11 protein-coding genes are annotated in these 13,738 nt (G+C 36.5%); 3 read left to right on the forward strand and 8 right to left on the reverse strand.

Annotation, left to right across the window (positions count from 1 at the left end; all coding sequences use genetic code 11):
* Window positions 1-288: 288 nt before the first annotated feature.
* Entirely contained in the window at window positions 289-966 is a 678-nt protein-coding gene (gene trmD, locus ACU1LP_RS09325; RefSeq protein WP_445736133.1) for a tRNA (guanosine(37)-N1)-methyltransferase TrmD, read from the reverse strand.
* Between the two features lie 114 nt (window positions 967-1,080).
* On the opposite strand from trmD, the gene ACU1LP_RS09330 reads away from it, so the two are divergent.
* Window positions 1,081-1,242, forward strand: a complete 162-nt coding sequence (locus tag ACU1LP_RS09330; protein WP_445732731.1) for a hypothetical protein — start codon at window positions 1,081-1,083, stop codon at window positions 1,240-1,242.
* Window positions 1,243-1,492: 250 nt separating this feature from the next.
* Window positions 1,493-3,832 (forward strand): TonB-dependent receptor domain-containing protein, encoded by a 2,340-nt coding sequence (locus tag ACU1LP_RS09335; RefSeq protein WP_445736134.1) that lies wholly within the window; start codon window positions 1,493-1,495, stop codon window positions 3,830-3,832.
* 102 nt (window positions 3,833-3,934) lie between these two features.
* Here ACU1LP_RS09335 and ACU1LP_RS09340 read toward each other — a convergent pair whose 3' ends face one another.
* Together ACU1LP_RS09340 and ACU1LP_RS09345 are read right to left on the reverse strand one after the other, a co-directional pair.
* Entirely contained in the window at window positions 3,935-6,388 is a 2,454-nt protein-coding gene (locus ACU1LP_RS09340; RefSeq protein WP_445736135.1) for an outer membrane beta-barrel protein, read from the reverse strand.
* 143 nt (window positions 6,389-6,531) lie between these two features.
* The gene (locus ACU1LP_RS09345) at window positions 6,532-7,341 is read right to left on the reverse strand and encodes an AraC family transcriptional regulator (RefSeq protein ID WP_445736136.1); all 810 of its coding nucleotides are present in this window, start codon (window positions 7,339-7,341) and stop codon (window positions 6,532-6,534) included.
* 171 nt (window positions 7,342-7,512) lie between these two features.
* Between ACU1LP_RS09345 and azu the strand changes: the two genes are divergently transcribed.
* Window positions 7,513-8,028: an azurin gene (gene azu / locus ACU1LP_RS09350; protein WP_445736137.1), complete on the forward strand. Its 516-nt coding sequence runs from the start codon at window positions 7,513-7,515 to the stop codon at window positions 8,026-8,028.
* Window positions 8,029-8,035: 7 nt separating this feature from the next.
* Here the strand turns inward: azu and ACU1LP_RS09355 are convergent, their stop codons facing one another.
* The 5 genes from ACU1LP_RS09355 to ACU1LP_RS09375 form a co-directional block, all read right to left on the reverse strand.
* Window positions 8,036-8,842, reverse strand: coding sequence for a 3-keto-disaccharide hydrolase (locus ACU1LP_RS09355; RefSeq protein WP_445736138.1), 807 nt, complete (start codon window positions 8,840-8,842; stop codon window positions 8,036-8,038).
* A 29-nt stretch (window positions 8,843-8,871) separates the two neighbouring features.
* Entirely contained in the window at window positions 8,872-9,459 is a 588-nt protein-coding gene (locus ACU1LP_RS09360) for a gluconate 2-dehydrogenase subunit 3 family protein (protein ID WP_445732700.1), read from the reverse strand.
* 96 nt (window positions 9,460-9,555) lie between these two features.
* The gene (locus ACU1LP_RS09365; RefSeq protein ID WP_445736139.1) at window positions 9,556-11,277 is read right to left on the reverse strand and encodes a GMC oxidoreductase; all 1,722 of its coding nucleotides are present in this window, start codon (window positions 11,275-11,277) and stop codon (window positions 9,556-9,558) included.
* Window positions 11,265-11,894: a gluconate 2-dehydrogenase subunit 3 family protein gene (locus tag ACU1LP_RS09370; protein ID WP_445732702.1), complete on the reverse strand. Its 630-nt coding sequence runs from the start codon at window positions 11,892-11,894 to the stop codon at window positions 11,265-11,267. Before ACU1LP_RS09370 ends, ACU1LP_RS09365 begins: the two co-directional genes overlap by 13 nt.
* A complete protein-coding gene (locus tag ACU1LP_RS09375) occupies window positions 11,891-13,624 on the reverse strand; it encodes a GMC oxidoreductase (RefSeq protein ID WP_445734403.1) in 1,734 nt (577 codons plus the stop codon). The genes ACU1LP_RS09370 and ACU1LP_RS09375 overlap by 4 nt, the downstream gene beginning before the upstream one ends.
* Between the last annotated feature and the right edge of the window lie 114 nt (window positions 13,625-13,738).

Here is a 13,738-nt window from a genome sequence, read left to right on the forward strand (position 1 = left end):
CCAAAGCCCCTAATTCATCATCATGGCTCATTTTGTTACTACTAAGACTACAGGGCTAGCGCCCCTAAGGCAAGCGCGCACTCCAATTTTCACTCGGCTGAATAGTTACAATATTTTAACCCTTGATTCGTATGAATCATAAGAAATGGCCATTCGAATAGTCCTGTTCAATAGCTTTGGAAAAGGAATCTGCAAAAAAAGAATAGATGCGTTCCTACCTGGTAAAAGCGTTTGTTAAAAATATTTGGAATAAAATAAGCTGATTACTTCATTGTCTTCGGAATGAAATTAATCCTTCAACAAATCCGGTCTGAGTGCTTTGGTACGCAAATAGGCTTGTTCTTCACGCCATTTTTCAATTTCAGGAAAGTTGCCGCTAAATAATAGTTCAGGAACTTTTAATCCTTTGTATTCTCTGGGTTTAGTATAAATAGGGGGTGCCAACAAATTATCCTGAAACGAATCGGTTAGGGCAGAAGTCTCATTTCCCAATACGCCAGGTATTAACCTTATAATGGCATCACATAGTACAGCGGCAGCCAATTCGCCACCAGACAGCACATAATCGCCAATGGAAATTTCTCGGGTCATGTAGTTATCGCGTACCCTTTGGTCTACACCTTTATAATGGCCACATAAAATAATAATATTTTCTTTAAGCGATAATTGGTTGGCAATACCTTGTTTTAAGGTCTCCCCATCCGGGGTCATGTAGATTATCTCATCGTAGTTACGTGCTGCTTTTAAGCTGGAAATACACTTATCGATGGGCTCAATCATCATGACCATACCAGCGCCACCACCAAACTGCGTATCGTCAATGGATTTGTAATTATCAGATGTATGATCACGTAGATTATGAAAATGGACTTCTACCAAATTAGCCTCAATGGCACGTTTTAAAATAGAGGCTTCAAACGGACTTTTAAGTAATTCTGGTAAAACGGTTATGATATCGATGCGCATGCTTCTGTTTTAAGAACTGCAAAGATAATTGAATTAATGAAATTTAGAGATGTTGATTTTGGAGATGTCAGGGCAATCGCTTTTAGGAACTTAATAATCTAAAACCACGCAAAAGTGGACACAAAAAGCAAATTCATCAACCCATTTGTTGCAACGAGCGCCTCGGCATACGACTCGCAGCCCAACGATGACCTGTTGGACGGAACCGATGAAGATCAAGAACCGTATGCAGATAGTGCCTATACTGAAAAAACCAACGGGTTTTCTTTTACATAAAAGTCAAAAAAAAATGATTTTTAAAATCCACCTAATAGATTGTTATGGACTCATTTTTTATTTCAGTAATTTAATAATAAAGATTAATAAAAACACCTGTTTCCTCAAAACAAGTTTCTTTCCTAAGACATGCATTTAACACAATTTATCAAAGCAAACCTATATATTTGTTTTTCAATCTATAAGCATGTTTTTGAAAAATCGCAACCATCACTTTCTATTCTTAATATGTTTCTTTTTAAATTCTTTATTGACACTTAGTGCCCAATCCATTAAAGAAATTGAAATTAAAGGAAAATTACTGGACAAAGAAACCAACCAACCCATTGAGTATGCTACGGTTTTAGTTGCAGATAACACTACCCTTAAACCCATAAAAGGCACTACTACGGATATTAATGGCAACTTTTCATTAGTAACAACGGCCACTAATTTTTACATTGAGGTCAGTTTTATAGGCTATAAAAAAAGCATTTTTAACAAACCTTCCAAAACGGATGCTCTTATAGATTTAAAAACCATTTATTTGGAACCTGATTTAGAAAGTCTTTCTGAAGTTACTATAATTGCCGAAAAATCGACTACCGAATTCAAATTGGACAAACGGATTTTTAATGTGGGAAGCGATTTGGCATCTTCTGGTGCGAGCGCATTGGAAGTTTTAAATAATGTGCCTTCTGTGAATGTTGATATTGAAGGCAAAATTAGCTTAAGGGGCAGTCAAGGTGTTCAAATATTGATTAATGGCAAACCTTCGGTACTTGCTAGTGGCGATGGCAATAATGCACTGGGCACCATTACTGCGGAAATGATTGAAAAGATAGAAGTGATTACCAATCCTTCTGCTAAATATGATGCTGAGGGGACTTCGGGAATTTTAAATATCATTTTAAAGAAAGACCAAAAAAAGGGATTGAACGGTTCGGTTTCGCTTAATATTGGATCTCCGGACACACAAAGTTTTGGGTTGAGCATCAATCGGAGAACGGAAAACCTTAATATTTTTAGTCAGATAGGATTGGGAAAAAGAACATTTCCAAATGACTACGAAACCATAAACCAAGATATTTCCAACAATACCATATTAAAAAATGATGGGTACAGCGAGATGCATGAAAAGTTTTATAATTTTCTTCTCGGCTCTGATTTTTTTCTGAATAAAAACAATGTCATTACCCTATCCGTCAATTATGCTTTTGAAAAGGAAGATACCCCAGGAACCAACAATTACAGCCGTTTTGATGGTAATGATGATGTAACGGACCAGTGGGCCCGAACAGAATTAACATTGGCAGACAACCCGAAATGGCAATATGAACTTCAATACAAAAAGGACTTTGAAGACCATAAAGACCACGATTTATTGTTTTCCGCCATGGGTTCTTCTTTTAGTAAAGATTCAAAATCCGATTTTATAGATACAGTAGCTCTAGGAATGAATCAAGAAGATAGTGAAGAAAAAAACCTAACAGATTTTGGACGTGTTGAATACACCTTCAAATTGGATTATACCCGTCCGTTTTCAGAAAAATACACTTTAGAGACAGGCGCACAATATGTTATCCAAGATGTGTTCAATGATTATGAAGTTCAGGATTTAATAAATGGCGATTGGGTGAGCGACCCCAATTTAACCAATGTTTTCGATTACAAACAAAACGTTATCGGGCTTTATGGAACCACCAGTTATGAAGGCGATACATGGGGTTTGAAATTAGGTTTCCGACTTGAGCAAACCGATTTAAAAACCTTGCTTGAAATCACCGATGAAAAAACAAGTCAAAATTATTCCAATCTGTTTCCCAGTGTCCATGCTTCATATAAAATTTCAGAAGCATTGTCGCTTCAAACGGGATATTCCAAAAGAATACAGCGACCTGGGCTTAGGGATTTGAATCCTTTTTCCATCATTCGCGATAATTTCAATATCTCTAGGGGAAACCCAAATTTACAACCAGAATTTACGGATTCCTATGAATTAACAAGTATTATGAAGTTGGGGGAAGTATCGTTGAATTTTGGGGCTTACTACCGCTACACTACCGATGTTATTGAAGAAATATTCACCTATACGAATAATATCAGCACACGGATGCCCATGAATGTTGGCACCAACAACACTACGGGTTTAGAGCTTAACAGCAAATACTCTCCTGCTAAATGGGCTACTGTTACTGCCGACGCCAACTTTAATTTCTTTAACCGCAAAGGAAGTTTTCAAGGCAATTCCTTTGATTTTAAAGGAGAGCTTTGGTCTTCAAAAATAAACTCCAAGTTTAAACTCCCTGCAGGAATTGATTTTGAAGTTACAGGAAACTACCGCTCTCCGTTTCAAGCTGTTTTAGAAAAACGAGGTGAAGAAATTTATGCCGATGCTGGAATACGTAAAAAAGTTTTTAAAGGAAAAGCAATTATAAACCTAAGTGTTCAAGATGTTTTTGCTTCCAGAAGATTTATATCCTCCACAACGCAGCCCAATTTCTTTCTAAGCAGAACAAGTGCACGTGGCAGATTTATAACCTTAGGTTTAAGTTATGGCTTTGGAAAAGGAGAAGCCATGGAATTCTCTGGACAGAGAAGACGGTTTTAGTTTCTTAGAATTCTCTTAGTCCATTTACAAAATGGGCTTGATGGAAACTGTTTTGCGAAAATTGTGTGCAAAAAACAAAGTTCTTTTACGAAAAAAAGCTGCTTAAAACTCCCGTTTACCAAATTCACTTTCAATAAACTTCGATTTGTTTTTAACCTTATTAAAGGTATATGTTAGGTTTAGCGTCACCGCATCCACTTCGTACACATAATTGGTATAGGTATAAAATTCGCCCGGTCTTGAGGTCACAATGCTTTGTTCGTTACTGTTCAATAATCCCATATCGATGTTTTGCCATTGTAGGGCAGCCGTTAAACGACTGTCTAAAAACGATTTTTTCAAGGTTAAGTTCGGTGAATAAAACCTTGAATCTTCTCCTTGTGCCGTATTGGCCTCCGATAGATAATTAAAAGTAAATTGCAACGTCGCGTTTTTCCAAAAGGAATAGGTGGAATTCACATTAAAAGAATAGATGGTATTGCTGCTGTTTACATCGTAATTTCTGGTAATACCATCGCGATGTCTGAACACAAAAACACCATCAATGGCGTAGTTATAAATGTTGGCACCAATAAAGTTACTCCAGTTTTTGGTAGCTCTAAATTGGCTGCCAAGTTCTAAACCAAAGGCATTGCTTTTCCCCACATTGGAATATACGCGGTTTAAAATACTGTCGATCACAGCACCATTACTCTCATAAGCTAATGTATTTACTCGGTTTATGGCATTATCCACATGTCTGAAATATGCCGTGGCATATAAAGAACTGTTGGCGTTGAATTGTTTTGTAATGCCCAACTCCACCAAATCTATAAACTCTGGCAACAAACGGTTATCGCCTTGTTCAAAAACCTCTGAATGCTCACGTTCGGCAAAACTGTTCATTTTAAAAGTGGTGGTACGTTCTACCCTTTTACTGTAAGCTGTTTTAATTTTTGTGTCGTCGTTAACCGTATATTGTAAAGATGCCGAAGGGAACAACTTTACAAAATCATATTTATATTCGTTAGGTGCAGTTTCACTGACCAAAAATTCGGTGTACGTTCTATCCATAGATTCCAAACGTACACCCGCAGCATAATCCCATTTGTTTTTTGCACCCGTTAATTGCGCATAACCGGAATGTATAACCCTTTTTAATTCTATATTACTCGAAAACTCTGGCACCACAACTCCATCGCGCTCATAAACAAAGTCACCTTCATGGTCTAAATTTCTAAATTGATAACCAGTCTCTATGGTGCCGAATGAAAACGGTTTCCATTTATAATCTAAATTGTAACGGATTCCATATAACGGATTATTATTGGTATTGAATTCTTGCTGATAAATAACGTTGTATGCAGGTGTATCCACATTGTCGTTATAGGTCGGTCCACCTAAAAAAGTGTATTCATATAAAAATGAAGTTGACAGTTTGGACTTATCTTTAAACGCATGCCCGTAATCAAAACTACCCAAAACAAAATCGCCTTTACGGGTTCTTAAGTTATGGTTGTAATATGAAAAGGTGTACAACCTATTAGTGCTTCCAATAGGCGAAACAGCATAGTTATCAAAATAGGTAATATCTGCTAACCTATCAACCGTGTGCTTTCCAGCAAAAAAACCCAATGAAAATTCATCGTTTTCGTTTGGTGTGAAATCTACCGTAAAGCGCCCGTTGTAGTTCACATCGTCAAAGCTTCGTTCACCATCCGATGGCAAAAAGGTTTGCTTGTTTTCTGCTTCGTTTATAATAAACAGTTCGCCTTCCCTTCTACCCGTTTTATCATTGCGCTGGTAGCTCGTTCCAAAGGACAGGTTCCATGTATCGGTTTTATAATTAATGGTAGCATCTGCTCCATAGCGTTGTGCTGGCACTTGGGTACCATAAGGTTCAATGGATGGAAATCCGCCACGTACACTTACTTGTGTAAAAGTACCGTTGGCAGCACCTTTTTTAGTGATTATATTTAGAATACCGCCTTTTCCTTCGGGATCGTATTTAGCTGATGGTGCCGTAATAATCTCCACTTTTTCCAACGCATTGGCCGGTAATTGCGCTAAAATGGCATTGGCATCGCCTTGCGTTGGTTTTCCGTTGATTAAAACCGTAAAGCCCTTGCTTCCTCTAACGCTTATATCGCCTAGACCGTCAACCGTCACCGAAGGTAGGTTTTTAATAACATCGGTGGCATTTCCGCCTTGGCTACTTTGGAAATTTTTAGAATCGAATACTTGTCTGTCTATTTTATTGATGACTGTAGAACGTTCCGCCCGGATCTCAACCTCGTTCAATGGATTGCCCAAAACCAAATTAATAGTGCCCAAATCTACTTTCCTATTGCTTCTGGAAATTTCTATATTTTGAATGGTTTTAGTTGTATAACCCACAAAAGATGCCTCCAAGTAATAGCGGCCGTTTTTAATATTTTCAATCACAAAAACACCTTCAATGTTCGTGATAACACCTGTTACCAATGATTTATCATCCTGATTGTAAAGGGCTGCCGTGGCGTATTCCAAAGGATAATTATCGGCAGTATCTTGAATTTTCCCCGTGATTTGTCCCATAGTTAACTGTGAAACAAATAAAAAGACAACTGCAAGTAATTTAGTGAACTTCATATTGATAAACTTTAAAAATATTTAATTTGGTGCAAATATACTTTTAAAAGACACTATTTTATGGTCTTTTTGAAAAGTGTAAGGTATATTTAGTGACGCTTTTTAAACTGCAAAGGGGTGTATCCGGTATGTCGCTTAAAGTACTTGACAAAATGGGACACATCTTTAAAATCCAATTTAAAAGCTATTTCGCTTATGGAATTATCCGTGAATAGAATTAATCTTTTTACTTCCTTAAGAACTTCAATGGCAATAATTTGTGACGCTGTTCTGTTAAACTGTTTTCTGCATAATTGATTTAAGTTTTGAGATGATAGACTTAAAGCATTGGCATAAAAAGCTACGTTGTTTCTAGGTTTTTCAATTAATAATTCCATAAAACCTGTAATCTTACCAGCATTATCATTTGATGTGTTTTCATAGGAATAATTCATCATTTTAACCAAAAGCGCTTTTAAAACGCCTTCTACAAATTCTGCTTGTGGTTTAGGCTGTTCCATTTCTTTGCACAACACCTTAAACAATGCGTTAATGGAGGCGTCCTTATTTGGTAATTCAATTTTTTGTAGTGTTCTTAACTTGTTTAATTGAATATTGATATACTTATCCAGTGTTTTATCTAGGAACCTTTCCTTAATGATAATGACGTAACCTTTTGGAAGGGTATTGATTTCCCAATTGTGTACTTCTTCTTTATTTACCACAAAAAATATATAGGGTTTTATCTGGTAACTTATTGAATCTACATGATGGAACCCTTCTCCCTTTGTAAAATAAATAATTTCTAAATATTTGTTGTGCCTGTGTGGTTTGGTATAGCGTTTACTAACATCAAAAGGCACTATTTTAATATCATCAATTAAGGAAGCTTTGTCGTATGTATTAATGATATCTTTCACCAATCTTGTTTTTTTACAAATTAACATCAAATAAATGTAAAATGTATAACGGCTATGTTCAATATATTTCAACGCACAAAATTGAACATCGTTAAAAAATATTTTTTCTTATTTTGTTTTGTTATTTTTGTTACAATAAGTTAGTTGAACCCACCAATGAACTTTATCGCTATGAAATCCATTAAATATGTAGTGCTATTATTATTTATATTATTTGAAGCCGTTGGCTGCGGAAATAAAAAGGAAGGAAAAAACAAAGACGGTTTTACTTATGAAAAGACCTCAGATTATTCAAGCAAAATAGACGACTCTGTTGATAATGTAGTTTTAACAGGAAATGATGCTATGCAGTTTAACAAAACCGAAATTAGAGTGAAAGCTGGTAAAAAGGTAAAACTTACCTTAATACACGTTGGAAAAATGGACAAGAACGTGATGGGACATAACTTTGTATTGCTTAAACAAGGTACAAGCTTAACTGCTTTTGGAAATAAAGCTGCAACTGCTCCAGCTACAGAATATATTCCTAAAGATGCCTCCAATGATATTATAGCACATACCAAACTAATTGGTGGTGGCGAAACCACTGTGATAGAATTTGATGCACCTGAAGTTGGCGAATATGATTTTTTATGCAGTTTTCCTGGGCATTACGCCATGATGAAAGGAAAGTTTGTTGTGGACTGATCAATTATTATAATTCAAGGATTTCAATGTTTTTAAACTCAACCGGGTGACTTTCACTTTGAAGAGAAATGTAGCCGCTTTTTAATGGCGTCCCTTCCTTGGCTTTCCAGTAATCTTCATTATAGTCCACGGGTCCACCAATAATTGGTTTGTTATAAGTCATTACATTTTTACCATTAATGAAATGTTTGATAATGGAATCATTCCGAACTTCAATCTCTACATTAACCCATTGGTCGCCATTATATGTTGGAGATGTTGATGTTATACAATGGTCGGTAATCAATACATTATCAATGGTTACATGGGTGCCCGGGGTACATAAATTTCCCGTTGAACGCTCTTCACCATTGCTCAATCCACCTAAAAGTTGCACTTCTATGGATACTGGAAAGTTTTGATTCAATCCAATATTTTTAGGGTCTTCACAATGAATCATAACCCCGCTATTTCTTGTAGCCCAACCAGCACCACCCTTAATTTGATCGCCCGTAAAACGGTATTGCATTCTAAATTTATAATTTGAAAAGGCTTTTTTGTAATAGATATGTCCGAAAGAATCATCAAAAGCATCATAGGCATCATAATTAACTTTCATAACACCATCTTCAACAACAAAAGTGTTTTTGTAATTTTCCCCAACGGGGTGTCCTTTAATTTTTATAATCCAATCATTTAAATCTTTACCGTTGAATAATTTCACCCAATTTTCTTTAACAATAGCAGATGATTCAGCTTTATTTTCAGTGCTCTTACAATTTAGCAATAGTAATAAACACAATGCATTCAAGAATAATTTCTTTAATATTATCATAGTTTAGTTTATTTAATTTTGTTTTTTTTTTATAAAGACCATGCTCTTCCACCAGTAGCTTCTTCTAAAGAAACACAGCCTTGTTGACGACCCGGAATGGGGTCATAAACTAAAATGTTTTTCCCTATGTGCTCACTTGTTTTATAAGCCCATACCGCAAAATCCCTTAAATTAGTTAGGGCAATGAAAACCGTATTTTCTTCTTCTAAATAGATTTCACGTTGTTCTTTTTTGATTCTTAAATAATGGTTTAGCAACCCCTGATAATCTTCTTTTTTTAAAGCGGAAACACCTAAATCTGTTATTGGTAACTCTTCCATGATACAGCTTATACCATTTAAAAATTCTGAAGTTTGTTCCTGATTATACACTTTGGAAGCAAACAAGTCTAGAAATTCAGGAACATTAACATCTAATGCCCCAGGTGTATCTTCTGTTTTTGGAAGCATGATATCTATTAAGTTTTTCACCAAAACACCTTCTTCAAAAGATAAAAGTTGTGGCACCCAAACTTCTGGTTCTGTTTTACAACTTTGAAATAAGCTTAAAACACTTGGTGTGGCAACTGCATAACCTAGAGATAAGCCTAATCCTTTTAATACGCTTCTTCTTTTCATGTGTTTGTATTTATTGTTTTTTTTCGGTCATCCCGATAGCTATCGGGATTTCCACATAGTCATTCCTATGTATATCGAAAGCTAGATATGGAAGTTTCATGTGTTCATTTTTTTAAATTCTTGAACAGCATGGTCAACTGCTCTGGCGGTTAAAGCCATATAGGTGAGTGACGGGTTTTGACAGCCCGATGACGTCATACAAGCACCATCTGTAACATATACATTCGTAACCGTATGAATTTGATTGTTGGCATTTAAAACAGATGTTTTAGGGTTTCTGCCCATGCGTGCTGTTCCCATTTCATGGATTCCAATACCAGGAGCTGCTAGGTTGTCAAAAGTTTCAATTTCTGTAAACCCTGCAGATTCTAACATTTCAACAGCTTGTTGAATCATGTCTTTTCGCATGCTTAGTTCGTTTTCTTTCCATTCGGCATCAAAAGTTACGGTAGGTAATCCCCATTCATCTAATTTTTCATAATCTAAGGTCATCTTATTTTCGTGATAAGGTAAACACTCTCCAAAACCACCAAGCCCCATTCTCCATTCGCCAGGTTCCAACATTTTTTGCTTAAATTCTTCGCCATAGCCAAGTTCTGCAACATGCTCAGAAATACCGCCTCTACCAGCACCACCTTGATAACCAAAACCTCTTAAAAATTCTTTTTTCTTGCTATCATTATCTCCTAAATTCCTAAATCTTGGAACATAAACACCATTTGGCCTTCTGCCCGTGTAATACTTGTCATTAAATTTATCCAATCGCCCTGATGCGCCAGCCCCAAGATGATGATCCATAATATTATGTCCCAATTCGCCAGAATCATTTCCTAAACCATTTGGAAATCTTTCAGACTTTGATTGCATTAATATAGAAGCGGAAGCAATAGTAGATGCACAACAAAATATAATTTTAGCGTTAAAAATATGGGTCTCTTTAGTTTCTGAATCAATCACTTTAACACCGGTCGCTTTTTTAGTGGCATCATCATAAATAATTTCATGGGCGATGGAATTAGGTCTTAGGTTCATGTTTCCGGTGCGTTCTGCGGCAGGTAAGGTTGCCGAATTACTACTAAAATAACCTCCAAAAGGACAACCGCGAATGCACCTATTTCTATATTGGCAGTTACTACGACCATCGTGCGACGCATTACCTGTTATATGGGCAACCCGACCAATAGTCAAAACCCTGCCTTGGTTTTTTGCCATTTGTTCTTTCAGGTATTGCTCAACACAATTAAGCTCCATAGGTGGGCTAAATATACCGTCAGGCAATTGAGGGAGTCCTAATACTTCTCCACTTACTCCAATATAACTTTCTACGTAATCGTACCATGGTGAAAGATCTTCATAACGAATGGGCCAATCGACGCCATGTCCATCTTTTTTATTAGCCTCAAAATCCAAATTGCTTAACCTATAGCTTTGTCTGCCCCAAGTTATGGAGCGACCACCTACATGATAACCTCGCATCCAATCGAAACGTTTGGTTTCGTTATAAGGGTGCTTTAAATCGTTTACAAACCAATGTTTGCTCTCGCGAGTAGTGGTATAACCAGTACGGCCCTGTTTTAATTGTTTTTCTTGTTCTTCAACAGTATTTTCACCTCTTAATTCTGGATCCCAAGGATCAACTTGCATTGTTGGATAATCTTCAATATGTTTTACCATACGTCCGCGTTCCAGAACTAGTGTTTTAAGTCCTTTTTCACACAATTCTTTGGCAGCCCACCCACCGCTAATGCCAGTACCAATAACTATGGCATCATACATTTCATTCATATTATTCGATTGTTTTTTATTTATAACGACCATGCTTTTCCACCTGTAGCTTCTTCAACAGTAATACAAGCTGAATAAACACCGGGAATGGGGTCGTAAGCTAAAATTTCCTCCCCTACTTTTTCAGAGGTACAATATCCAAACATGGCATAATACCTGACTGAAAGTAAAAATTTATACATCGTGTAACGTTCAAGCGCATCTTCATTTACTTGTTCTGGTCTTAATTTTTGTTCTTGAAGCACTAAATCTACCACTTCCTCAGGCATGGTAAAATAAGACGATAATAATTTTTCGAAATCAGATTTCTTACCTTCCAAAATAATAGGATTATAAGTTGAAGCAAATTTTTCAGCAAATAGTGTGGCACCGTTTTTAAACAAATCTTGATTCACTTTATTTTCAATCTCAAAATACATCATATCCAAAAATTGTGGCACGTTTAAATCCAACGCTCCGGGAGTATCTGTTTTTGGTAATATAATGTCTATTAAATGTGTGACCATGTACTTTTCATCAATTGATAAAAACATGGGATTCCAGTTTTCGGTTTCCGCAGTACAAGAAGCAAGCATATTGAAAATGGTAGGAGCCGCCACAGTGTAGCCTAAACCCATGGTCAAGTTTTTTAATGCATCTCTTCTATTCATAATGAACTCGTTTTATTTTTTTTAAACTCGGCAGCCGCATGATTAGCAGCTCTAGCCGTTAAAGCCATATAAGTCAATGATGGGTTTTGGCATGCCGAAGACGTCATACAAGCACCATCCGTAACATATACATTAGGTACAGCATGCACTTGGTTATGTTCGTTTAAAACGGAAGTTTTTGGGTCTCGCCCCATTCTAGCAGTTCCCATTTCGTGGATACATGCACCAGGTGATGCATTACCATTATGACCTTTTACATTTTTATATCCAGCGGCTTTTAACATAGCGACCGCTTGATTCATAATGTCTTCGCGCATTTTTATTTCATTTTCTTTAAATTCTGCATCAAAATCCAAAGTTGGTAATCCCCAATCATCTAGAATATCATAGTTTAGAGTTACCTTATTTTCATGGTAAGGCAAACATTCACCAAAACCACCCATACCAATATGCCATGGCCCTGGTTTTAATAATTCTTCTTTCAAATCCTTGCCATAACTCAATTCTGAAACTGCCGCACGCCAATTGGTTCTGCTAGCTCCTCCTTGATAACCGTAGCCTCTAATAAAATCTTTTGTTTCTGTTTTTTTGTCTCCTAAATTTCTAAAGCGTGGAATGTAAAATCCGTTGGGGCGACGTCCTTTATAATACTTCTCATCATAACCATCTACCTCTGCAGAAGCACCAACACCATAGTGATGATCCATAAGGTTGTGTCCTAATTCACCACTATCATTTCCCAATCCATTTGGAAAACGTTTAGATTTTGATTGCATTAAAACACTGGCTGTGGCAACTGTAGAAGCACAGCAAAATACAATGGAAGCTTTAAAAAAGAATTTTTCTTTTGTATTGGCATCAATAACTTTTACGCCGGCAGCTTGTTTAGTATTTTCATCGTAAACAATTTCATAAGCAATGGAATCGGGGCGTAAATGCATATTCCCTGTTCGTTCGGCTGCTGGTAAGGTTGATGAATTACTACTAAAATATCCTCCAAACGGGCATCCACGTACACATCTATTTCTGTATTGACAGTTAGAGCGCCCCTCGTGCATAGCGTTTCCAGTTTTATTGGCAACGCGTCCAATAGTTAACAATCTATCATCATCAAATTTTTCATCCAAGATTTTTTGAAAATCTTTTTCAACACAGTTTAGCTCCATTGGTTCGGATAGTTTTCCGTCTGGTAAATGGGGAAGTCCTAAATTTTGCCCAGATACCCCAATAAATTCCTCTACTTTATCATACCACGGTGCAATGTCGTTGTAACGAATGGGCCAATCTACACCGTATCCATCATTCTTATTTGCTTCAAAATCCAAATCACTCAACCTGTAAGATTGTCTTCCCCACATGATCGAACGACCACCAACATGATACCCACGCAACCAATCAAAACGTTTGATTTCGTTATAAGGATGTTTTAAATCGTCAACAAACCAATGCCTGTTTTCCGGTTTTGTCAGTCCACCTCCCCATAATCTATTTTGTTTCTGTTGGTTCGCTAACTCTGCTTCACTTTGTTCTCCTCTATGCTTTAAATCCCATTCATCATCATGCATCGTTGGGTAATCTTCTATATGCTTTACCATTCGGCCTCTATCGAGTACTAATGTTTTTAAACCATTTTCACAAAGCTCCTTTGCTGCCCAACCTCCACTTATTCCAGTGCCAATAACAATGGCATCATATGGAGTTGGGTATTCTGTTATCACTTCTTCACTCATTATCGTTTTTATGCTTATTTTAATTATAGTAAAAGATTAAATGAAAGAGGATTCTACTAATTTGATAATCCCAATTCATAAAAATAAAGAAAATAATAATTAAATTTCTAATTA

Source organism: Mariniflexile sp. (genome assembly GCF_052728615.1).

Coding starts and splice junctions, on each gene's coding strand:
- ACU1LP_RS09370 (WP_445732702.1), bottom strand. CDS start 11,894: ATGAATAGAAGAGATGCATTAAAAAACTTGACCATGGGTTTAGGCTAC.
- trmD (WP_445736133.1), bottom strand. CDS start 966: ATGCGCATCGATATCATAACCGTTTTACCAGAATTACTTAAAAGTCCG.
- ACU1LP_RS09355 (WP_445736138.1), bottom strand. CDS start 8,842: ATGATAATATTAAAGAAATTATTCTTGAATGCATTGTGTTTATTACTA.
- ACU1LP_RS09360 (WP_445732700.1), bottom strand. CDS start 9,459: ATGAAAAGAAGAAGCGTATTAAAAGGATTAGGCTTATCTCTAGGTTAT.
- ACU1LP_RS09340 (WP_445736135.1), bottom strand. CDS start 6,388: ATGGGACAAATCACGGGGAAAATTCAAGATACTGCCGATAATTATCCT.
- ACU1LP_RS09375 (WP_445734403.1), bottom strand. CDS start 13,624: ATGAGTGAAGAAGTGATAACAGAATACCCAACTCCATATGATGCCATT.
- ACU1LP_RS09365 (WP_445736139.1), bottom strand. CDS start 11,277: ATGGTCGTTATAAATAAAAAACAATCGAATAATATGAATGAAATGTAT.
- azu (WP_445736137.1), top strand. CDS start 7,513: ATGAAATCCATTAAATATGTAGTGCTATTATTATTTATATTATTTGAA.